General features: G+C 61.0%; 16 protein-coding genes and 1 riboswitch. Of the genes, 10 read left to right on the top strand and 6 right to left on the bottom strand.

Going from position 1 to position 22857, the window contains the following annotated elements; all coding sequences use genetic code 11:
• Nucleotides 1–107: 107 nt before the first annotated feature.
• Nucleotides 108–761, top strand: coding sequence for a hypothetical protein (locus tag ACFIQF_RS06205; protein ID WP_393941119.1), 654 nt, complete (start codon nt 108–110; stop codon nt 759–761).
• On the opposite strand, the gene metH is transcribed toward ACFIQF_RS06205, so the two are convergent.
• The 3 genes from metH to ACFIQF_RS06190 all read right to left on the bottom strand — a co-directional run bounded on the left by metH (nt 762) and on the right by ACFIQF_RS06190 (nt 5580).
• On the bottom strand, nt 762–3515 hold the full coding sequence (gene metH / locus ACFIQF_RS06200; protein ID WP_393941117.1) for a methionine synthase: 2754 nt from the start codon (nt 3513–3515) through the stop codon (nt 762–764). It abuts the gene before it with no gap.
• Between the two features lie 38 nt (nt 3516–3553).
• A riboswitch (S-adenosyl-L-homocysteine riboswitch) is annotated at nt 3554–3672 on the bottom strand.
• Between the two features lie 46 nt (nt 3673–3718).
• Complete coding sequence (locus tag ACFIQF_RS06195; RefSeq protein ID WP_393941202.1) at nt 3719–4387, bottom strand: VIT1/CCC1 transporter family protein; 669 nt, start codon at nt 4385–4387, stop codon at nt 3719–3721.
• A 194-nt stretch (nt 4388–4581) separates the two neighbouring features.
• The gene (locus ACFIQF_RS06190; RefSeq protein WP_393941116.1) at nt 4582–5580 is read right to left on the bottom strand and encodes a Bug family tripartite tricarboxylate transporter substrate binding protein; all 999 of its coding nucleotides are present in this window, start codon (nt 5578–5580) and stop codon (nt 4582–4584) included.
• 200 nt (nt 5581–5780) lie between these two features.
• On the opposite strand from ACFIQF_RS06190, the gene cynR reads away from it, so the two are divergent.
• On the top strand, nt 5781–6713 hold the full coding sequence (cynR, locus tag ACFIQF_RS06185; RefSeq protein ID WP_393941114.1) for a transcriptional regulator CynR: 933 nt from the start codon (nt 5781–5783) through the stop codon (nt 6711–6713).
• Nucleotides 6714–6728: 15 nt separating this feature from the next.
• Here the strand turns inward: cynR and ACFIQF_RS06180 are convergent, their stop codons facing one another.
• The gene (locus ACFIQF_RS06180; protein ID WP_393941113.1) at nt 6729–7637 is read right to left on the bottom strand and encodes a LysR family transcriptional regulator; all 909 of its coding nucleotides are present in this window, start codon (nt 7635–7637) and stop codon (nt 6729–6731) included.
• A 176-nt stretch (nt 7638–7813) separates the two neighbouring features.
• Between ACFIQF_RS06180 and ACFIQF_RS06175 the strand changes: the two genes are divergently transcribed.
• From ACFIQF_RS06175 to ACFIQF_RS06145, 7 genes are read left to right on the top strand one after another with little or no spacing between them, the layout of a single operon-like run.
• The gene (locus ACFIQF_RS06175; protein WP_393941111.1) at nt 7814–8749 is read left to right on the top strand and encodes a Bug family tripartite tricarboxylate transporter substrate binding protein; all 936 of its coding nucleotides are present in this window, start codon (nt 7814–7816) and stop codon (nt 8747–8749) included.
• Between the two features lie 56 nt (nt 8750–8805).
• Nucleotides 8806–10797, top strand: a complete 1992-nt coding sequence (locus tag ACFIQF_RS06170) for a flavin-containing monooxygenase (RefSeq protein ID WP_393941110.1) — start codon at nt 8806–8808, stop codon at nt 10795–10797.
• Nucleotides 10794–12014: a CaiB/BaiF CoA transferase family protein gene (locus ACFIQF_RS06165; RefSeq protein ID WP_393941109.1), complete on the top strand. Its 1221-nt coding sequence runs from the start codon at nt 10794–10796 to the stop codon at nt 12012–12014. The genes ACFIQF_RS06170 and ACFIQF_RS06165 overlap by 4 nt, the downstream gene beginning before the upstream one ends.
• Complete coding sequence (locus ACFIQF_RS06160) at nt 12015–12920, top strand: patatin-like phospholipase family protein (protein ID WP_393941107.1); 906 nt, start codon at nt 12015–12017, stop codon at nt 12918–12920.
• Entirely contained in the window at nt 12917–13669 is a 753-nt protein-coding gene (locus tag ACFIQF_RS06155; RefSeq protein WP_393941105.1) for a class II aldolase/adducin family protein, read from the top strand. Before ACFIQF_RS06160 ends, ACFIQF_RS06155 begins: the two co-directional genes overlap by 4 nt.
• Before the next feature lie 10 nt (nt 13670–13679).
• Entirely contained in the window at nt 13680–14669 is a 990-nt protein-coding gene (locus ACFIQF_RS06150) for a ketopantoate reductase family protein (RefSeq protein ID WP_393941103.1), read from the top strand.
• Complete coding sequence (locus tag ACFIQF_RS06145) at nt 14630–15739, top strand: tripartite tricarboxylate transporter substrate binding protein (RefSeq protein WP_393941101.1); 1110 nt, start codon at nt 14630–14632, stop codon at nt 15737–15739. Before ACFIQF_RS06150 ends, ACFIQF_RS06145 begins: the two co-directional genes overlap by 40 nt.
• 56 nt (nt 15740–15795) lie before the next feature.
• On the opposite strand, the gene ACFIQF_RS06140 is transcribed toward ACFIQF_RS06145, so the two are convergent.
• Nucleotides 15796–16251, bottom strand: coding sequence for a PACE efflux transporter (locus ACFIQF_RS06140; protein ID WP_393941100.1), 456 nt, complete (start codon nt 16249–16251; stop codon nt 15796–15798).
• A gap of 76 nt (nt 16252–16327) precedes the next feature.
• On the opposite strand from ACFIQF_RS06140, the gene ACFIQF_RS06135 reads away from it, so the two are divergent.
• Nucleotides 16328–17287, top strand: coding sequence for a LysR family transcriptional regulator (locus ACFIQF_RS06135; protein WP_393941098.1), 960 nt, complete (start codon nt 16328–16330; stop codon nt 17285–17287).
• Here the strand turns inward: ACFIQF_RS06135 and ACFIQF_RS06130 are convergent, their stop codons facing one another.
• Complete coding sequence (locus ACFIQF_RS06130; protein WP_393941096.1) at nt 17288–22777, bottom strand: DNA repair ATPase; 5490 nt, start codon at nt 22775–22777, stop codon at nt 17288–17290. It abuts the gene before it with no gap.
• Nucleotides 22778–22857: the final 80 nt, after the last annotated feature.

Raw genomic sequence — 22857 nt, 5'->3', positions numbered from 1 at the left:
TGGCTGCGCCCAGCGCGATTGCACAGCGGAGAAACCCGCACTTTTGCGTGCTGGCCAGCCCTGCAGCCCATGCCACAATAGTTACAAAACAACGCAAAGGAGCGGGCGTGCAGCAATACCAGGCACTCAAAGACCAACACCGAAATACGCGCGACGGCATGCCAGAGGCATTGAACCTGCGCATCCACCGCGCCCTCAGCTGGCTCAACCGGGCCGAGCAATGCGAAGACACCGATGGCCGCTTTGTGTTTTTGTGGATTGCCTTCAATGCGGCCTATGCGCAAGAGATTCCGCACAATGTGCGCCTGTCGGAGCAGGAGAGCTTTCGCAGCTTTTTGCACAAGCTGCACCAGCTCGACCGCAGCAAAAGGCTCGACGCCCTGGTGTGGAAAGAGTTCAGCGGCCCGATCCGCGTGCTGCTCGACAACCCCTATGTCTTTGAATCGTTCTGGGAATACCAGCGCGGCAATATCACCGAAAACCAGTGGAAAGAGCGCCTGGCCAGCGGCAAGAAATCCGCCACCATCTCGCTGGCCCGGGGCAATACGCCCGAGCTGCTGGGTTTGGTACTGCAACGCATCTACACGCTGCGCAACCAGCTGGTGCACGGCGGCGCCACCTGGAACGGCAGCGTCAACCGCGTCCAGCTGCAGGACTGCGTGAACCTGATGGGCAAGCTGGTGCCCGTGCTGATCGCCATCATGCTGGAGAGCGCCGACAGCTTGTGGGGCGACGCTTGCTATCCGGTTATCAAGAGCTGATTAGCCCAAATTCGGCGCCAGCGCGCGGCGCATCTCTTCCAGATCGATGCCACGGCGCTCGGCCATGTCCTTGAGCTGGTCTTCACCGATCTGACCGACGTTGAAGTACACCGCATCAGGGTGGCCCAGGTAGAAGCCGCTGACGCTCGACGCCGGGAACATGGCCAGGCTTTCGGTCAGGTGCATGCCGATCTCGTCGGCTGCCAGCACCTTGAACAGATCGGCCTTGGCCGTGTGGTCGGGGCAGGCGGGGTAGCCGGGCGCGGGGCGAATGCCTTTGTATTCTTCCTTGATCAGTTGCTGGTTGCTCAGCTGTTCGTCAGCCGCGTAACCCCACAGGTCCTTGCGTACGCGCTCGTGCAGGCATTCGGCAAAGGCTTCGGCCAAGCGGTCGGCCAAGGCCTTGAACATGATGCCGCTGTAGTCGTCGAGCGCGGCTTCAAATTCCTTGTCCTTCTTCTCGGCGCCAATGCCGGCGGTGACGGCAAACATGCCGGCGTAGTCGGCAATGCCACTGTCCTTGGTTGCCACAAAATCAGCCAGGCAGCGGCTCGGACGCATCGCACCTTCAATTTCCTGCTTTTCGGTTTGCTGGCGCATGCCGTACCAGGTGCTCAGCACTTGCGTGCGCGATTCATCGGTGTAAAAAACGATGTCGTCGCCCACACGGTTGGCAGGGAACAGGCCCATCACGCCATTGGCTTGCAACCAGCGGCCTTCGATGATCTTTTTGAGCATGGCCTTGGCGTCTTCAAACACCTTGCGTGCCTGCTCGCCCACGATTTCGTCGTCCAAAATTGCGGGGTACGGGCCAGCCAGATCCCAGGTCTGGAAGAACGGGCCCCAGTCGATGTATTGCGCAATCTCGGCCAGGTCAAAGTTCTTGAATACCTTGCGGCCCAGCGCACGTGGCACCACTGGTTTGTGCTGCGCAAAATCCACCACCGTGGCGTTGGCGCGGGCTTTGTCCAACGGCCACAACGGCGTGGTCTTGCGGTTGGCGTGCTGGGTGCGGGCCTTGTTGTAATCGGCCGTCACCTCGGCCACATAAGCGTCCTTGTTGTCGCCCAGCAGGCTTTGCGCCACGCTGACGGAGCGCGAAGCATCGGGCACGTAAACAACCGGGCCTTCGTACTTGGGCGCAATCTTCACAGCCGTGTGCACGCGCGAGCAAGTGGCGCCACCAATCAGCAGCGGGATCTTCTTGATGCGGAAGTACTCGTCCTTCTCCATCTCGCCGGCCACGTACTGCATCTCTTCCAAGCTGGGCGTGATCAGGCCGGACAGGCCGATGATGTCCGCCCCTTCGGCCTTGGCGCGCGCCAGAATCTCGTGGCAGGGCACCATCACGCCCATGTTGATGACTTCGAAGTTATTGCACTGAAGCACCACGGTGACGATGTTCTTGCCGATGTCGTGCACGTCGCCTTTGACGGTGGCAATGACGATCTTGCCCTTGCTGGAAACGTCCATGCCCGCCGCTTCTTGCTGGCGCTTTTCTTCTTCGATGTAAGGCACCAGGTGGGCCACGGCCTGCTTCATCACGCGGGCGGATTTCACCACCTGGGGCAGGAACATTTTGCCCGCGCCAAACAGGTCGCCAACCACGTTCATGCCGTCCATCAGCGGGCCTTCGATCACGTGCAGCGGACGGCCGCCGTTCTTGACCACGATCTCCTGGTAGGCCTCTTCCGTGTCTTCGACGATGAAGTCGGTGATGCCATGCACCAGCGCGTGCGACAGGCGCTCGCCCACGGTCTTGGGGTTCTCGGCCGTGCCGCGCCATTCCAGCTTTTTGCTGTCGTCCTTGGCCGCGCCCTTGGCCTGGTCGGCAATCTCCAGCAGGCGCTCGGCCGCGTCGGGGCGGCGGTTCAGCACCACGTCTTCCACGCGCTCGCGCAACGTGGGCTCCAAGTCGTCGTACACGCCGATCATGCCGGCGTTGACAATGCCCATGTCCATACCGGCCTTGATGGCGTGGTACAGGAACACGGTGTGAATCGCCTCACGCACCGGGTCATTGCCACGGAACGAGAACGACACGTTCGAAACGCCGCCCGACACCTTGGCGCCTGGCAGGTTCTGCTTGATCCAGCGCGTGGCTTCGATGAAATCCACGCCGTAGTTGTTGTGCTCTTCAATGCCGGTGGCCACCGCGAAGATGTTCGGGTCGAAGATGATGTCCTCGGGCGGGAAGCCAACTTCATCGACCAGGATGCGGTAAGCGCGCTCGCAAATCTCGGTCTTGCGGGCAAACGTGTCGGCCTGGCCCTTCTCGTCAAAAGCCATCACCACGGCCGCTGCGCCGTAGCGCTTGACTAGTTTGGCGTGCTTCTTGAACTCCTCAACGCCTTCCTTCATAGAGATGGAATTGACGATGCCCTTGCCCTGCAGGCAACGCAGGCCGGCTTCGATCACCTCCCACTTGGAGCTGTCCACCATCACCGGCACCTTGGCAATGTCGGGCTCGGAAGCGATCAGGTTCAGAAAGCGCACCATGGCGGCCTTGCTGTCCAGCATGGCCTCGTCCATGTTCACGTCGATCACCTGCGCGCCGTTTTCCACCTGCTGGCGGGCCACGGCGAGAGCCTCTTCGTACTGCTCGTTCAGGATCAGGCGCGCAAAAGCCTTGGAGCCGGTGACGTTGGTGCGCTCGCCCACGTTGACGAACAGCGTGTCCTCGCCAATGAAGACGGGCTCCAGGCCCGACAGGCGCATGGGGGAAATCGCAGTGGAAGGGGTAGCAGCAGACATCAAACTCACCTGTGAAGAAAACCAGCAACAGAATCGAAAACAGGTGAGCGCCGTTGTGCAAGCGCTGTGGCCGGGGCCAGCAGCGGGCCCCAAGCCTGACGGGCCGATGCTACGAAAACGTAGCTTCAAACGGCCAGCTGCAGCGCTCCTTGGGGCGAAGCCGCCGATTTTAAACGCTCTGCGGGCTTTTCGCAGCGCCAGGGTTAGAGCTGCGTGCCTACCAGCTTGCCAATGCCATAAGTGACGGCCATGGCAAGCACGCCACCGGCTACATTGCGCAGCGCTGCACGCGCCTTGGGCGCACCGCCCAAATGGGCGGAGCTGACGCCGGTTACCAACAGAGCAATCAGCACGGCACAAGCAGTGACAGGCACGATCCACGCCTGCGGCGCCAGCAAAACCGCCAGCAACGGCACCAAGGCGCCCACCGCAAAAGACAGCGCCGAGGCGCCAGCAGCTTGCCAAGGGTTGGTGTATTGGCCAGGCTTGATGCCCAGCTCCATCTCGGTATGCGCGCTCAGCGCATCGTGCGCCGTCATCTCGCGCGCCGCCTGCAGCGCGGTCTCGGCGCTCATGCCTTTTTGCCGCAGCAGCATGGCCAGCTCACGCAGTTCGGCCTGCGGCAGTTGCTGCAACTCTTGCTTTTCCAAGCGCACTGCGGCTTTTTCGGTATCGCGCTGGGTGCTGACCGAGACATACTCGCCCGCCGCCATCGACAAAGCGCCCGACACCAGACCGGCAATCCCGGCCGTCAGCAAAGCCGTAAACGAGGGGTTGGCGCCGGCCACGCCCAAAACCAAGCCAGCGGTGGACACCACCCCATCGTTGGCGCCCAATACGGCTGCGCGCAGCCAGTTGAGACGATCGGACATGGCACCCGAAGCGGCATCGAACCGGGCATGCTGAGCAGCCTCGGCAGTGGCATCGGGCAAGGGAGTGGAAGGCAGGTTCACACAGCGCTCCTGGCGGCAAATATGCTGCGATGGTAAGCCAGTGGGGAGCGCTTGCGCAGGCCGTGGCGCTCATGCCTCAACGCGGCAATCACAGGCCGCGCGGGCCTTGGCCCTCAATCCAGGCGAATATTGCGCTCCTTGATCAGCTTGCCCCAACGGTCCAGCTCCTTGTTCAGGTGCGTGGCCAGCTCTTGCGGGGTGCTGCCGATAGGCTCGGCCCCCACCGATTCGAGCTTCTTGAGCGTCTCCGGGTCCTTCATCAGGCCATTGAGCACCTTGTTGAGCCGAGCGACCACTTCGGGCGGCGTACCGGCAGGCGCAAAGGTGGCGAACCAAGGCGAAACTTCGTAGCCGGGCACGCCGGCTTCGGCGATGGTGGGCACATCAGGCAAGGCGGACGAGCGCTTGGCTGTGGTCAGCCCCAGCGCACGCAGCTTGCCCGATTGGATGTGCGGGCGCGCCGAGGTGATGCTGTCAAACATCAGGTCCACCTGGCCGCCGAGCATGTCGGTAATCGCCGGGCCGCTGCCCTTGTAGGGCACATGCAAAATGTCCACGCCCGCCATCGAGGCAAACACTTCACCCGCCAGATGGATCGAAGTGCCGTTGCCGGCCGATGCGTAGGTGAGCTTGCCCGGCTGCTTCTTGGCATGGGCGATCACGTCTTTGACCGATTTGTCGGCGCTCTTCTCGGCATTCACCACCAGCACGTTCGGCACCACCGCCAACAGGCTGATGGGCGCAAAATCCTTCACCGGGTCGTAGCTCAGCTTGGCGTACAAGGCCTTGTTGGTGGCCATGCCGATGGAGGTGATCATGATGGTGTACCCGTCGGCCGGCTGCTTGGCCACGTAATCCGCACCGATATTGCCGCCCGCGCCTGGGCGGTTCTCAATCACAAAAGGCTGGCCCAGCTCACGCGCCGCCTTGTCGCCCAGCGTGCGGGCAATCACGTCCATGGCGCCGCCTGGCGGGAAAGGCACCACCCATTTGATCGGCTTGTTCGGCCAATCAGCGCCCTGCTGGGCGCTGGCCAACGAAGGCAGCACGCCCGTGCCGGCCACCAGAGCCAAGGCCGAAATCCAGGAAAGCGTGCGACGCTTGTTTTGCATGTTTTGTCTCCAGAGAAAAGGGATGCGCGCTGACCCACGGAGGCTTCCACCCACCACCGCTTGCAGCGCGTTTGCGCTACACCATAGCCCGCCTGGATACCTAAAATCCAATGGTATATATTGCACATTTCATTCGATAACATCGATGAATTGCTCAACCCAGGGATTACCCTAATCCCCCTGTCCACCCACCTCTCCCCATGGAACTCCGGCAGATTCGTTACTTCTTGAGCGTGGCCGAGACCGAGCACCTCACCCAGTCGGCCGAGGCACTGTGCATCACCCAATCCACGCTCTCCCACGGCTTGCGCCAGCTGGAGAGCGAGCTGGGCAGCCCGTTGTTCGACCGCATCGGGCGCGGGCTCAAACTCTCGCAAGCCGGGCTGGCCTTTCGCGCCTATGCCGCCCGCGCTTTGCAAGAGCTGGAGGCCGGGCGCATGGCGCTGACAGACATGGCCGGCCTGCAAGCGGGCACGCTCACCATCGGCGTCATTCCCACCTTTCTCACCCAGCTCGTGCCCGATGTGGTGGCCGCCTTCAACCGCGCCTACCCGGGTGTGCGCGTGGTAGTGCGCGATCTGCGCAGCGGCCAGATCGAAGACCAGCTGATCGCCGGCCAGCTGGACATGGGCATAGCCTTCCACCCCGCCACACGCGAAGAGATCGAAGTAGAGCCTTTGTTTGACGAGCGCCTGCACCTGGTGGTGCACCACAGCCACGCTCTGGCCCAGCGCCGCACCTTGCGCATGGACGCGCTGGCCGGCGTGCCACTGGCCTTGTTGCCCGCCAGCTTTGCCACGCGCCGCCTCATCGACGAGGCCTTTGCCCAGGCCCGCACCAAGCCCCTGGTGCCGGTAGAGATGGAATCGGTCGACGCCCTGCTGCTGGCCTGCAAAGACGGCGCCTTGGCCACCATCGCCGCCGAGCGCGCCGCCCAAAGCACCGGCGACGACATGCGCGCCATCTTGCTCACCGCCCCCAGCAGCACGCGCCGCGCAGGCATTCTGTGGCGCAAACAAGCCTCACGCAGCGCCGCCGCCCGCGAGTTTGCCGCCATGCTGCACCCGGCTGCAGCGCCAGCTGCTGGCCGCCCCCGAAACGGCATACGCACTAAAGCGTCAGAAGAAAAATGAAGTCGACAACTACCGTCAGCTACCAATCGGGCATGTTCTCGACAGTTGCACAAGTTCTGCGACTAAACGTGCAACTGCGTGTTGCGACTGGTGACGATGTACCGCCACCTCAAATTCCAATGTCTGCGGGGGAAGGTTGCCAGGGAGCATCGCCATCCGACCCGCTTTGAGCTGATCAAGCACCATCACCTTTGGTAGCAATGCAATTCCACCGCCAGAAGCGACAATTTGAATCAAGCCCATCAGCTTATTACAAGTACACAACTTGGACATATCTGCGCCAGCGCTACGCAAGACGCTATAGGCTGGCGCAAAAAAATCTGAGGGCTTTGAAACGCACCATAGAGTCTCGTTGCGCAACAGGTCATCCAGCGTGCGATTGCGTCCATCCTGGGTAAAAAGCAAGTGTGCCGCACATATCCAAATCATCGGCACACTACCAAGCGGCGTGTAGATCAACTCCGCATTGCGCCGACTGTTCGCCACAATCGCCACATCCAAGGTGCCAGCAATTAATTGCTCTTGCAATTTGATGCCTAGATCCAGCTCCACGTCATAAGTCACGCGCGGCAATGCTTTGCGTAGCGCTGGCATCAATTGGCCCAACCAAGTCATGGACACTTCGCCTAGTCCCAGGCGCACCGTGCCTGCAGGGTTCGCCGAAGCGTCCGCGTCATTAAACGCATCTTCAACACTGCGCAACAACGGCTCAACCCGATCCACGAACTGACGCGCCTGCAAAGTCAGCTCCATTCTTCGCCCTCGCTTTTCAAAAAGAGCGTAGCCCAGCGACACCTCCAACTCCCTCATTCGAGCAGATATCGCAGGCTGCGTGGTGTACATGCGCTCAGCAGCGGCTCTGAAGGTTCCCAGCTTGGCAATCCAGCAAAGCGTCTCGGCGTGCGTCAGGTTCGGACGACTCATGGACGTCTTTATACATCAATATCTTTTATCAAAAAACATCAGTAAGTTTCGTTGGATTTATTAGTTAAAGAACTTGAGAATTTGACCGGTATCAAAAAGCAACGGAGACAACTGGAATGCAAAGTCGCCAACGATGGATTGAAAAGCTTCGCCGGACAGCTCAAAAATCTTGCCTGATGGCCATCACCATTTGGGGAAGCAGCACATGGGCTGGCGAGTTTCCAGACAAGCCACTACGCCTGGTTGTTCCATTCGCCGCTGGCGGCTCCACCGACGTCACGGCTCGGGTAATCGGTAACGCGATGGCACAGTCGCTCGGACAGCCTGTCATCGTCGAAAACCGCACCGGTGCGGCAGGCGCGATCGGCGCTGCGGCAGTCAGCAAATCGGCCGCCGACGGCTACACGATTCTGGTGGGCGGCGTCGGCCCGATTCTGGTGATTCCAGAACTGGACGCCAAGCTGCCCTACTCACCCGAGAAAGACCTGGAGCCGATCGCGCAGGTCTCCAACAACGACTACGGCCTGATCGTGCGCGCCGAAAGCCCCGTGCGTTCGGTGAAGGATTACGTGAGCCAAGCGAGGACCGCGCCCGGCCAACTCTCCTACACCACCACAGGCGTGGGTGGGCCGCTGCACGTGGGCATGGAATATTTTGCGCTCTCCAACGGGCTCAGGCTCAACCATGTTCCGTATCAAGGCGAAAGCCAGATCGTGCCCGATCTTCTGGCAGGTCGTGTCGATCTCGCCGTGATGTCGCTCACCGTGGCCGGCCCGCTCATGAAGAGCGGCAAGGTGCGCATGTTGGCACTGCTCAACAAGCAACGCTCCAAGCTCGAACCCGATGTGCCGACGATTGCCGAAGCGGGCTTTGCCGGGCACGAAATCCCCGTCTGGCTGGGCTTCTTCGTCCCCAAGGGCACGCCGGACGCCGTGGTGCAGAAGCTTACGCAAGCTACCAGCCGCGCGATCACCGAGCCCGAAGTGCAGAAACGCATGCTCGACCAAGGCGCTGAACCCACGCCGATCACACGCACGCAATACGTGCAGTTTCTCGACTCCGAGCGCAACCGCTGGAAAAAGCAGATTGCCGAAACCGGCATCCGCCGCTGAGGTTTCCCTGCTTTCTTCGCACCTTCTGATCACCTTTTCTCTACCGCCTCAAGACAATGACTGATCTCGCCGCCAAAACACAATCCAACGTCTCGTGGTCCAGCACGCTGAAGACTGCGCTCGCCGATGCCAACATCCCCACACTGCTGATGGTGCTGGTGCACCTCACCGCCAGCAACGAATGGCTGTCGCCGCGCTACCAATGCACCAAGGTGCGCGGTATTGACGACCACGACACAGGGGGGCTCGATCCCGCAATCCAGCAAGAAGTACGTGACGCTGCGCACACAGCACTGCTCGCTTGGAAACAAGGCCATGCACCAAAACTTCAACCAGCCAGCGCGCAACTTGTGCAGGACATGCTCAGCATCAGCATCGGCGAAGCGTTTCCCAGCAGCTACAGCGACATGGCTGCGGCAGGCCTAGGGTTGGATCCCGAATTCGCACTAGATCAGAAAGACCAGTTCAACGTGCCTGCGGGCTTTCAGGTGGTGGTGATTGGCGCGGGCGTAGCGGGCATCTGCTCGGCCATTCGTTTGAAGCAGTCGGGCATTCCATTCATCGTGATCGAAAAAAACGATGAAGTGGGCGGCACCTGGCACGAAAACCGTTATCCCGGCTGCGGCGTGGATACGCCCAACCATATCTATTCGTTCTCGTTCGCAAAGCACGACTGGACGCGCTACTTCGCGCTGCAGGATGAAATCCAGCGCTACTTCGAGCAAGTGGCGACCGACTTCGGCATCCGTGAATTCATCCGCTTCAACACACGTGTGCTGTCGGCACGCTTTGACGAACAGCGCTCGCTCTGGAATGTGGAAATCGAACCAGGCGGCGGCAACAACAAGGAGATGCTGCACGCCAACCTGCTGCTCAGCGCCGTCGGCCTACTCAACGTGCCCAAGATGCCGGACATCGAAGGACTCTCCACATTCAAAGGCCCCTGCGTTCACACCGCGCGCTGGCCCGCTGATCTGGATGTGACGGGAAAGCGCGTGGCCGTCATTGGCAATGGCGCGTCAGCCATGCAGGTGGTGCCCGCCATCGTCGATCGCGTGGAGCATCTCACCATCTTCCAGCGCTCCAAGCAATGGGCTGCACCGTTCGCCAAGTTCAAGAAGCAGGTACCAGACAGCGTGCGTTTTCTACTGCGCGAAGTACCGTTCTATCAGGAGTGGTACCGCCAGCGCCTGAGCTGGATTTTCAACGACCGCATCCACCACAGCCTGCAGAAAGACCCCGAGTGGCCGCACCCCGAGCGCTCCATTAACAAGTACAACGAGCGCCAACGCATCCACTTCACCGACTACATCGTTGAGCAACTCGGCACGCGCCAGGATCTGCTGAACGACGTGCTTCCCGACTACCCCCCCTTCGGCAAACGCATGCTGATGGACAACGGCTGGTTCCGCACCGTGGCGCGTGATGATGTGACGCTGGTGACCGGCGGCATCCGCTGCATCACCGAGCGCGGCATCGTCACCGACAAGGGCGTGGAGCATGAGGTGGACATCATCATCATCGCCACCGGCTTTGATGCGGTGAACATGCTCAGCTCATTCAACCTGCAGGGCCGCGGTGGTCAATCGATCCGCGAAGCATGGGCCGAGAACGGCGCGCAGGCCTTCTACGGCGTTGCCATGCCGGGCTTTCCCAACTTCTTCGCATTCGCCGGCCCCAACACAGCGCTCGGCCACGGCGGCAGCGTGGTCGCATTGCTGGAAGCACAGGTGCGTTATGTGATGGGCTTGATGAAGAAAGCGCTCAGCGAGTGCAACGGCGCTTTCGATCTGGAAGTCAAACGCGAAGTGCACGACGAATACAACCAGCGCATTCAAGCCGCGCACGATCGCATGATCTGGACGCACCAAGGCATGAGCAACTGGTACCGCACCACCAAGGGCCGCGTGGTCGCCACCACACCGTTCCGCAACGACGACTACTGGTCGTGGCTGCGCGCAACCGATCTCGCGCATTACCAACTCAAGCCTGCCGCCATGAAGCAGACTCGCACCGGCTCGGATTACAACGCAGAGGTCACCGCATGAGTGCACAACAGCAGCAACCACAGCAAAAGCACCTGCTCAGCGGCCTGCGCATTCTCGACATCGGCACGATGATCGCAGGCCCTGTCGCCTGCACCTTGTTTGCTGATTTCGGCGCGGAAGTCATCAAGGTGGAAGTGCCGGAGCGCGGCGACACCGTGCGCGACATCGGTCCGTTCGTGGACGGCGAATGTCTGTACTGGCACGTGGAGGCGCGCAACAAGAAATCCGTCACGCTCAACCTGCGCGATCCCGAAGGTCAGGCCATGCTCTGCGAGATGGTCAAACATGCCGACGCCATCGTCGAGAACTTCCGTCCCGGCACGCTTGAAAAATGGAACCTGGGCTTTGACGAACTGAAGAAGCACAACCCCAAACTCATCATGCTGCGCATCTCGGGTTTCGGGCAATCGGGGCCGTACCGCGAGCGCGCGGGTTATGACCGCATCGGGTTGGCGTTTGGTGGGCTCATGGGCATCACCGGCTATCCCGATCGCCCGCCCGTGCGCAGCGGCACGTCCACAGCGGACTACCAGACCGCGCTGATGGGTGCGTTTTCTTTGATGGCCGCCATTCACCACCGCGACAAGACCGGCGCTGAAGGCCAGGAGATCGATCTGTCGATGTACGAATCGATCATCCGCTTCACCGAAGTGCTGGTGCCCGAATACGACCGCCTTGGCGTCGTGCGCGAGCGGCGCGGCAACAAGCATTTCGCGGCGGCCCCGGGCGAGCATTTCCAGACCAACGACGGGCGTTATCTGATACTTACCGTGTCTGCAGATGCGGGCTTTCAGCGCCTGTGCCGCGCGATGGATCGCACCGATCTGCTGGCCGATCCGCGCAACGCCACGCACAGCTCGCGCTGGGAACATGTGGATGAACTCAACCGCATCCTCGGCGAGTGGATCGCCACCACGCCGGTCAATGAACTGTGCGCCAAGCTCGACGACGCCAAGCTCGCGTATTCGTTCATCTACAGCATCGATGACATCATGAAAGACCCGCACTACGCGGAACGCGGCAGCATCGTCGCAGTCGATCATCCGCGCATCGGACCGGTGAAGATGGCAGGCGTGTTTCCGCGCTTCTCGCATGTCGAGCACAAGCCCATCGAGCCCGCACCCGACCTTGGTCAGCACAACGCCGAGTACTATGGACAGGTGCTGGGCATCAACGCCGATCAACTGCAGGCGCTCGCGCAACGGGGAGTGATCTGAATGCGCGCGCCAACCGACATGCAACCGGAGCGCGCGGTCGTCATCGGCTGCGGCGGCGTGCTGGGCATTGCGTGGTGCATCGGACTGATTGCGGGACTCGTGCGCGAAGGTGCCAACGTGGATGCGACCGATCTGTGGATAGGCGCATCTGCAGGCTCCGTTGTCGCCGCCAAGCTTGCGTGCGGCTTTGCGATCGATGAACTGTTTGAAGAACAGATTGACGGCACCGCAGCGGCGAAAGAGGTGTTCCAACCCTACTCGCAGTCCGATGTGGACGCCAAGAATCAGGTGCTGTTCGCCAAGGTGCGCGGCGATCTGACGCAAGCGCGGCAACGCATTGGAGCGTGGGCGCTGCGCCAGAACACGCCGTCGCCCGAAGCGCGTCGCGCCATCATTGCAGCGCGCTTGAAGAACGCCGATTGGCCACAACCGCAGCTTCGCATCGTCAGCGTGAATGCAGTCGATGGCAGCACGCAGGTCTGGGATCGACAAAGCGGTGTCTCGCTGATCGATGCTGTGGCTGCAAGCTGCGCCGTGCCAGGTGTATGGCCGCCCGTTCCTTTGCTGGGCGAGCACTTCATCGACGGCGGTCTTCGCTCCATGACCAACGCCGATCTGGCCGTGGGCGCGAAGCGCGTGCTGGTGATCAGCCCGCAAGGCTACAGCGACGGCAATCCCGTCAGCGGCCACCTGCGCAGCGAGCTGCAGACGCTGCAGAAAAGCGGCGCTCAGGTGCATTTGATCGCGCCCGATGCGGCCAGCATTGAAGCCATCGGCAGAAACATCCTCGATCCGTCACGCTGCGCGCAAACAGCCGTAGCTGCTCTGCGACAAGGGCACGCTGAGTGCAGCGCTGTATCGCAGTTCTGGACAAATCCACACGAAGACACCATCGCAGCCTCATGAACGCCAAAGAACACATCATGACCGACGCCGAATGGCAGGTCCGCCAGGACCTCGCCGCCGCCTACCAACTGGCTGCGCTGCACCGCATGACGGACCACATCTACACGCACATCTCCGCGCGCGTGCCGGGTGAGAATGGACACTTTCTGCTCAACGCCTACGGCCTCACATTCGATGAAGTCACTGCATCGAATCTAGTGAAGGTGGATCTCGCGGGCAACGTGCTGAGCGACATCACAGGCCTTGGCATCAACCTTGCAGGATTCATCATCCACGGCGCCATCCACGAGCATCGCCACGATGCGTTCTGCGTGATGCACACGCACACGCAGGCGGGCATCGCAGTGTCGGCGCAGAAGCGCGGCCTGCGCATGCTCTCACAGCACGCCATGCGCTTTCACAAAAAGATCGCGTACCACGACTATGAGGGTGTGGTGCTCGACATGGACGAGCGCGACACCATCCTGCAGAACATGGGCGCGCTGAACGTGATGATTCTGCGCAACCACGGTCTGCTGGTGTGCGGTGACAGCGTGGCCGACGCGTTCGACCAGATGTATTACCTGGAGCGCGCATGCCAGATCCAGATCGCCGCGCAATCCAGCGGCGAGGAACTCATTGAAAGCAGCGACGCCGTGGCAGCACGCGTGGCAGCGCAGTTCGACCGCCCGGGGCGTCCTTCCAAGGACAAGCACTGGCCACCGCTGCTGCGCATGCTCGATCGTGTGAAGCCCGAGTACAAGCTCTGAGGACAAGCGCGTGAAAGAGCATCAGCAACCACTGAACATCCTCATCATCGGTGCAGGTGCCATTGGCTGCACGCTGGCGTGGCACCTGAGCGCAACCGATGCCAACGTCACCCTGCTGGCGCGCGGTGCAGCGCTGCGCGCCATCGAACAACGTGGACTCACGCTGTTCAAAGCTGGCCAAGCGGTGAGCACGCGCGCCATCCGCACGACAGCCCATCTGCACACGGACGACGGCTGGGACGTCATATTCATGTGCGTGAAGCAATACGATCTGGCGAAGTCACTTGAATCGCTGCAGCACATTAAATGCCGAACCGCAGTCATCATTCCGCTCGTCAACGGCATTCCGTGGTGGCTTCTGCAAACCCATGAACAGCTGCGCAGAGAGCCTCCGCACACCTGGGGGAAAGCTTACGCAAACTATCCGCAGATTCATCTGCAACGCGTGATCGGCGGAGTGATCCATATCCCTGCGCAGATGCGCGATGCCTGCACCGTGGAGCAGGGCAGCCGCAATACGTTGTCGCTCGGTGAACTCGACGGCAGCATGAGTGAGCGACTGCACCGCCTCACCGGGACCATTCAGCAGAGCGAGCTGCAATGCACGCCCAGTCGCAACATCCAGCAGGATCTGTGGAACAAGTTGCTTGGCAATGCTGTCTTCAACCCCATCAGCGCTCTAGCCAACGCCACCATGCACCAGATGCTGCACGAGCCCGGCTTGCACGATCTTTGCTGTCATGTGATGAGCGAAGTGATGGCCGTGGGCGATGCGCTGGGCCTTGCGCAAACCACCACCGTCGAGCAACGCATGCAGCAAGCCGAATCAGCTGGCAATGCGCGCACATCCATGTTGCAGGACACGCTTGCCGGCAGACGCACTGAAGGCGACACGCTGGTGGGCGTTATCGTACGCATGGCGCGCAACGTAGGCCTCCACACCCCCACGCTGAACGGCGTATGGGCGATGCTGGAGAGCCGCTTCATGCGATCGATCTGACTTTGCTTCCTAATCTTTTTCCATTTCACCCCGCCCCAGCCAACCACTACCAACGACAAAGGAGACAAGCCATCATAACAACCGACACCAACAACACCCTCTCGCTGAAGTTCAAGCTCATCGCCGCAGCGGCACTCGCACTCGCAGCCGTAGGCGCGCACGCTGAAAAGTACCCATCCAAACCCATCAACATCATTGTTCCGTTCTCGCCCGGCGGCGTGACAGATGTGATGGCGCGCCTCGTCGCCACCAAGCTGCAGGAGGATCTGGGCGAAGCCGTTATTGTGGTGAACAAAGCAGGCGCGGGTACCACCATCGCCACCAACTACGTCGCCAAATCTCCAGCAGATGGCTACAACATCCTGATGGCGGCATCGTCATTCACCATCGGCCCAAGCCTCTACAAGGAAAAGGCCGGCTACGATCCGGAGAAAAATTTCAAACCTGTATCACTGCTTGCCACCATTCCACACCTGCTGGTAGTAAACCCCAAGCTGCCGGTAAGCGATGTCACCACGCTCATCAAGAACATGAAAGTGGACAGCGCGCAGGCCAACTATGGCTCATCCGGCGCGGGTACCTCCAACCATCTGGAGGGTGAACTCTTCGCCACGCTGGCGGGCATCAAGCCCAATCACATCCCGTTCAAAGGAAGCGTTCCGGCACTGACTGCTATCGCTGGCAATGACGTGAGCTTCATGTTCGTTGATATAGCGGCTGCCAAGCCCTATCTTGAAGGTGGAAAAGTCAAAGCACTGGCCGTGACCACCGCAAAACGATCTTCTTTGCTGCCCGAGTTGCCTACGGTAGAAGAATCCGGTCTAAATAACTTCAACGCAACTCCCTGGCTGGGCTTTGTTGTCCCTTTGGGAACGCCAGATGCGGTGATCGCCACCTTGAACAAGTCGCTCGCAAAAATGCAAAACGATCCTCTGGTCAAAGAGCGATTTGCATCCATGGGGATTGAACCGGTATTTAACAACGCCCCTGAGTTTCAGAGCTTCATGCAAAAGGACCGCATGAAATGGGAGGACGTTATTACACGCGCTCAAATTTCGGCCACCGAATAGGTGCCAGCCATGGAGTCCAAGCTGTTTGATCTAAGCAGTCGTTCTGAATCGGGACATCACTGCGCCGAGCGCGGAAGGCCGAAGATGCGGTCAAAACTCCAGTTGAACACGAAGGTGTAGCACAGGAAAAACAGCAGCAGGCCGATGTCCATCACCAGTGCCTGCCACAGGCTCACCTCGAACCACCAGGCGAACAGCGGCACCAGCATGAACACCAGGCCGCCTTCCATGCCCAGCGCGTGCGCAATGCGGCGGCCAATGCCGCGGCCGCGCGTGGTCTGGCGCGCTTCCCACATCTCGAACAGGTGGTTCCACACCACGTTCCAGCAGATGGCGATGGCCGACGAGGCCACGGCCACGACGCCTGAATGCGCAGCGCCCTGGCCCGACAGGGCCGACAAACCCGCAGTCGCCGCCACGATGGCGATCGCCTCGTACAAACCCACGTACACCACGCGGCGCAGCGGCCCTTGCAGCGACCAGGGGCTGCTTTGCAATTTTTGAACTGACATAAGGGCAGCGATCATATATCCCCTGGGCTGATAACATAAGTCAGAATCTTTCAGAAAAATTGATAGATAAACACCTATGCTTGCCGCCCCCGCCAGCACCACCCGCAGCTTTGCGCCCTTTGATTCCGACAGCATCCTCACCCTGCTGGCGGTGCTCGACCACGGCAGTTTTTCTGCGGCAGCGCGGGCACTGGGCAAGGTGCCCTCGGCCGTCAGCATGCAGATTGCACAGCTGGAGGCGGCCCTGAACTTGCCTCTGTTTGCCCGCCAAGGGCGCGAGCCCACGCCTTTGCCTGCCGCACGGGCGCTGGAGCCGCAAGCGCGCATGCTGGCCGCGCAATTGCAGCAGCTCAATGCCCATGCGCTGGCCCTGGAGCAAGGGCTGGAAACCCGGCTGACCTTGGCCATTGCGCCAGAGCTGCTGGGCACGCCCTGGGCCACGCCGCTGGCCACCTTGGCGCAGGAATACCCGCAACTGGCAGTCGAGGTGCTGACCGCGCCGCAAGCCGATGCGCTGGCCATGCTGCACACCGGCCGCGCCCAGCTGGCCCTGGTGTTTGAGCGCCCCAGCCTCGACGGGCGCGAAGGCTTTCAGGAAGTGGCCACCGAAACGCTGTTGGCGGTGATTGCACCCACGCACCCGGTGATGCAGGCCGCCCGCGCCGGTCAGAAGAAAGCCAACAAAACGCCGCAGCTGCGCGAGCACCACCTCACCAATACGCGCCAGATCGTGGTGGCCAGCCGCGACTGGACGCTGACCGACGAGCGCCTGGTGTACGCCCGCGATGTTTGGCGTACCGACAACCACGCGGCTGCGCTGCGCATGATCAGCGCCGGCATTGGCTGGGGCTGGTTGCCGCAAAAAATCGTGGCCGCGCAGCTGCAGGCCGGTAGTTTGGTGGCCATGGAATTTGCCAACCTGAGCAACGGCGCGCAGCTGTATGTGGATGTGGTGTGGTCCAAAGCGCACCCGCTGGGCCTGGCCGCACAGCGCTTTGTGGCGCTGGTGCAGGCTGCCGCCCAGAACGAGGTTTGATTACTCCGCCTTGGGTGGCTGGCTTTGCATGCGGTCAAAAGCCTTGTCAATCTCTTCAGCGTGCAAGGTGGCCGCCGTTGGCGGGCGGCGGCCATCGGCACGCTGCTGGTCGATCTGCTCTTGCATGCGCGCCGCCACCTGCATCAGCACGCGGTGCAAGCCAAGTTGCTGGCTGCGGCTTTGCTCCAGGTGCGCCACCACCGGCTGCAGGCTTTGCGCCACCAGCTGGCTGAGCAATTGCACGGCGCCGTCTACCGTACTGCCCAGCGCTTGCTGCACAGCTTGGTCGGTGTCTGCGGGCTTGCTGGCAGCGGCTTGCAACCTGGCCGTTTGCAACATGGTTTGGCGAATGCCTTGCAGCGATTGACCGGTCTCGGTTTGCGCTTGCTGCAACTGCGCTAACAAGGCTTGCCAATCCGCGTGCACACCGACTTCTGCCGCGTGTTGTTGCTGTTGCGCTTGCGCCATGGCACGGGTCGCCGCCACCAGATCCACCAGTTGTGACGCCACGCGTGTGCCGGCGTCTGCACCGGCTCCGCCCATGGCTTTTTGGCGTAGGAACTCGGCCTTGATGTCATTCCAGCGGGTGGTCTGCTCTGCCGTCAGTGCACCGCGCAATTCGCGCAGCTTGAGCAGGTTTTCCTCGGCGCCGGTGGTGAGCATCTGCGCTTCGCCTTGGTAGTGGTCGTCCAGCATCTGCTGCATCTCTGCATCGTTCATCACCGAGGTGATCTTCTCCGAGAGCTTGTTCATGTTGCGATAACTGCCTTGCAGCTTGAACGGCGGCTCCTGGCGGTAGTTGTCGTCCTGTGCGGCGCTGTGGATGTATTGCTGGTTCACGCGGTACACCACCTCGCGCACTTTGAGCATGCGTTGCAGTGTGGCGTCGATCTCGCGCAGCTCGGCGTTGGAGTAGTCGTAGCTCAGCGCGTTGCTCGATACGTCCTTGCCCTGGGCCTTGTCGATCAGCAGATACAGGTCCTGCAAGCTGCGCGTGGCCATGGGGGCGAGCACGGCGTTGGAGGTCATGCTGTTTTCGATGTAGCTGAGCTTGAAGACCTCTTCCATGCCGCCCAGCACGTCGCCGAGGTTGTAGATGTCTGCGCGGTTGGCGAGCATGTCCGGGATCTTGAACACTTCGCCCGATTCGGTGTACGGGTTGCCCGCCATCACCACGCAGAAGCGCTTGCCCCGCAGATCATGCGTGCGCGTCTGGCCGCGCCACACGCCTTCAATGCGGCGCGTGCCGTCTGACAGCGAGATGAACTTCTGCAAGAACTCGGGATGCGTGTGCTGAATATCGTCGATGTACAGCATCACGTTATTGGCCATCTCAAGCGCAAGGTTGAGCTTTTCCAGCTCCTTGGCCGCCGTCGCATCTGGCGCCTGTGCAGGGTCGAGCGAGCGCACGGAATGGCCGAGTGCCGGACCGTTGATCTTCATGAAAATCAGGCCAAGGCGGCTTGCCACGTATTCCATCAACGTGGTCTTGCCGTAGCCCGGTGGCGAGATCATCATCAGCAAGCCCATCTGGTCGGTGCGGCGGGTCTCGCCCACTGCGCCAATCTGCTTGGCGAGGTTGTCACCGATCACCGGCAGATAACTCTCGTTGATGAGCTTGTTGCGCACAAACGAGGTCAGCGGCTTGGCCCTGAATTCCTCCACGCGGATGCGCTCGCGAGATGCCTTGAGCACTTGTTGGCGCAGTTGCTGATAGCGCTCGAACTGCGGCACAAAGATGCGGAAGTGGTGCGCGGCACGCATGCCCAGATCGTCGATCTGCAAGGTCATGCCGCCGTTGTCGATGCGCGGGTGCTGGCCCAGCAATCCCTGCACGGGCGTGCGCAGATCTACATTGCTGACGGTGTGCGGCACATGGCTGGCGCAAGTCAGCCATGATGCTGCTTCACTGCAATAAGCAAGCAGCGCGTCGCCTTCCGGCGTCTTCAGCGCCTTGCACGCGGTCTGCAGCCAATGCAGCGCACTACGCCAGCGCTCGCCCAAGGGCGCGGCTTGATTGCGGTGTTGGCGATCATCACCGCGCCAATACGCCTGCATGTCATCCCACTGTTTCGGGTTGTGCGCAGCGCTCTTGAGCGCGGTCTGCAAGGCCGTCACCGCCGACTGCGCGTAGCTGGAGAAATGAAAGCGCAATGCCTTCTGCGCCAGCTCCGCTTGCAGATAGTTGGCGGCTGCGCGCAGCAAGCCGTCGATGTCGCCATGCGCGGACAGGTCGTTGAACACCTCCATCAAGCCGCGCTCTTCGGCGAATGTGCGTAGCTGAGTGCTGATGTCCGCTTGCAGGGCCTGTAGCTCGGCCTCGCTCGCAAACAGTGTTTGCATGGCTTGCGCATGCTGCGCACGTCGTGGCCATTGCGCAATGGCTGCGGCCAGATGTGGTTGCTGGATGCGCTCGTGCTCGCTCCAGAAAAGCACCGCCAAGGCGCGCGCGTCCGGGCCAAAGCGCAGCACGCCGGCTGCATCGCGCAATGGCAGTAACGCCTGAATGATCAGCGCCGCATCATGATCATGAATGCCGCGCTCGTAGCCTTCGCGATAACGCGGCGCGGCAAATTCACGAATGGCCTGAGTGAGTGCCGCGTTGTCCAGCGCCAGTTGCCTGAGGCGCGTGTCGTCCCAACCATCACTGCGATTGCGAGCGGCCAGCACCACGCTCAGCGCCAGATATTCGCCCCGATAGAACTCGGGCGACTCCGCCAGTGTGGACACATCCCAATACGCCTGCAGCTGTGCCAACTCCGGACTATCCACCGGCTCGAAGTACTCCGTGCCCACCAGATGCAGGAACAGCTCGCCATTGCGCGGCAGCAGCGTGAGTTCCAGGTCCTGATTACCCACACTGAACTTGTGCCGCCCCAGCTTGATGACGTTGCCACCGCCTTCGAACAGATCGGTGCGATCCTGCAACGAGCGAAACGCCTGATCTCGCAGCGTCTTCACGCGGGTTTCGATATCGTCGGCCTTGACCGGATCGAACAACTCCGCACGCAAGCGCTGCGCCAGTTCCTTGAGCTTGGTGATCAGCGGATCGCCCGCAAAGAAGGCATGCAGCGCCTCACTGGAAGCGAGCTTTTCCGTGCGCTTGGGCAGGCTCTGCACAATGCGCAGCGCGGCATCGAGCACGCCCTGTGCGCGGCGCTGACGCTCGTCCTGAAGCGCTTGCCGTTGCGATTCAAACGTCTCCAGCAGCTCCTCACGCTTGGCGACGATATCGGTCAGAAACTGTTCATGCTCTCCAAACTGGCCTTCGATTTCTTCGAGCTGCACCAGCAGACGCGCCAACTGCTCGTCGCATTTCTCCGGCGTTTGCGACAAGCCCAACGCATTGACGATGCTCTGCGAGAACAAGGCCAACTGCGCCGAGAACTGCGCCACATTCTCTGAGCTGCCAAGACTGCTGCGCCGCTGCTCAGCCCGCGCGCGCACCTGGTTGAGGCGCGAGTAGATCACCGAGATGCGATCCACCACCTGCGTGCGCTGTGTGGCGTCATCAATCTTCAGCCCGCCCATCAGCTCGGAGAGCATGTCGAGCGCCGTCGCAATGCGCGTCATCTCGCCCAGTGGCTCCTTGAGCTGCACCACGGTGGTCGAGGCTTGCGCCTGCTCATCCAGTTGCTTGAGCTCATCCACATAGGGCTGGAGCGCGGCATCGGTGGCGATGTAGGCCGCCGTGCGTTGCGAGACTTCACCCTGCACTTCGTTGACCGCCGAGACCATCGCATCAATGGCCGCCGTATCCACATAGCGCAGCTCGCGCGTGGACATCAACTGGCCGCGCAGCTTGCCCAACTCCTCCAGCGCGGTGACATGCTCGTCCACCGTCGTCCAGTTGTTCAGACGCACGCGCTTGAGCAGTGCCTGATGCTGGGTGGAGACCTCGCTCATCGCACGCGATGACGCCTGGCGAATGCTCTCGACCTTCTCGTACTCGTCGATCACCGCATCGCCCGTGGCGACAATGCCGTGCAACACCTCGTTCATCGCGGCCAACTGCGGCGCGTTAATCCACTGGTGGCGTTCAAACAGCAGACGTGTGGTGTCGATCAAGCGCTCATAGCGCGCCAGAGACACCTCAGGCGCGGCAATTTCCTTGCGCACGCTGTAGATGTCGGAGATTCCACTCACCAGTTCCGCATTGCCAATGCGTCCGAGGAAGCTGTCCTTTTGCGGCTGGCGTGCTGCGTAGTCTTCCGAGGCAAACGGCGTGCGCCAGATCTGCATCGGATGCACGCGTGTGGCCTCGTCGCCATCCGCCGCAAAGATCACGATGCGGCCATCTTCCAGCCGCGCATAGCCGTGGCAGACAATCGGCGGCTGCAATGCGCGCTCGATCAGGTTGTACTTGAACAGCGCCATGCGGCCGCTGCTGGGCTCGTAGAAGATATAGAGCACGTCCTCGCCGTTGGGCGAGCGGATGCTGCGGCGGTAGCGCATGCCTTGCATGTTCTGCTCGAACGATCGATGTTCGCCGTTTTGCAGCACATAGCCACCGGGAAAGATGATGCCGTGATCATCCGGCAACTGAATGCAGGCGCCCGCAATCGCATCCATGCGCAGCACTTGGCGCGTGAGCGTGTTGTAGATGAGATAGCGCCATTGATCTTCGCGATACGGCAGGATCTTCAGGAGAATCATGCTGCCGACTTGCGCGTATTCAAACACCGCATCATCGAGCGACTGATTGAGCTCCTGCACCGGCTCGCTGTAGATGCCCAAACCGTCGTTGGTGTTGTTCTCGACCTTGATGGTGAGCGTGCCGCCCAGCGTCTCGACAAACACCTTGTCGAGAATGTTCATGTGCGAGAAGCGGCCCTGCACCAGATGATCGCGGCCCGCACGCTGCCATTCAAAGTCAAAAGGCGACGGCAGTTCAATATCGCGCTCGCCGCGATTGTCGATGTATTTGACGGTCTTGCCGTCCGGCGAGATTGACCAACGGAACACGCGCACATCGGTAATGCGCTCGCCAATCTGGAAGCTCGCGAGCAGCTTGTTGTCGCGCACGACCAGTTGCATGAGCCGCGTGTTCTTGTAATAAGCGTAGAGCTCCTGAAAGTCCTGCACGAAGCTCTGGATGCCCAGAAAACTGTCCTTCAATTCAACCGGCGTGACCTCGTAGCCATGCTCGGTTTCATCGAGCCGGTAAAGCGCAAACACGTCTTCCACGCGCGTGACCTGCTTGAGGCCCATGAAGACGTTGTAGCCGAACAGCAGCAGGTCACCCACCTGCGTGATGTCGCGGCCCACGCAGTTGTTCTCGGTACGCACACGCATGCGCCCGATGACTTCCATCTGGCTACGGCCAAACTCTTCAAGACGGTCTTCATTGAGTTGGCGGACGAGCTTTTCAAGCGTCTCACCTTGCGCGGCCAAGCGCTTGGCAAGCACCTCATACGACCCACCGCTCGCTACGGCCTGATCGACGACGGAGGCGACGGTGGCATCAGTGGTGTTCGGGGATTCAGACATCTGGTTCCGTTATTTTGGGGTGACTGGGTAGGTGTAGAGGAACGCGGAATTGCGCAGACGCCACGCTTTAGCGACGGCTG

This window comes from Comamonas trifloxystrobinivorans, assembly GCF_043359985.1.
Taxonomy (GTDB): domain Bacteria; phylum Pseudomonadota; class Gammaproteobacteria; order Burkholderiales; family Burkholderiaceae_C; genus Comamonas; species Comamonas trifloxystrobinivorans.
This window is presented reverse-complemented; position numbering and strand designations above follow the sequence as displayed.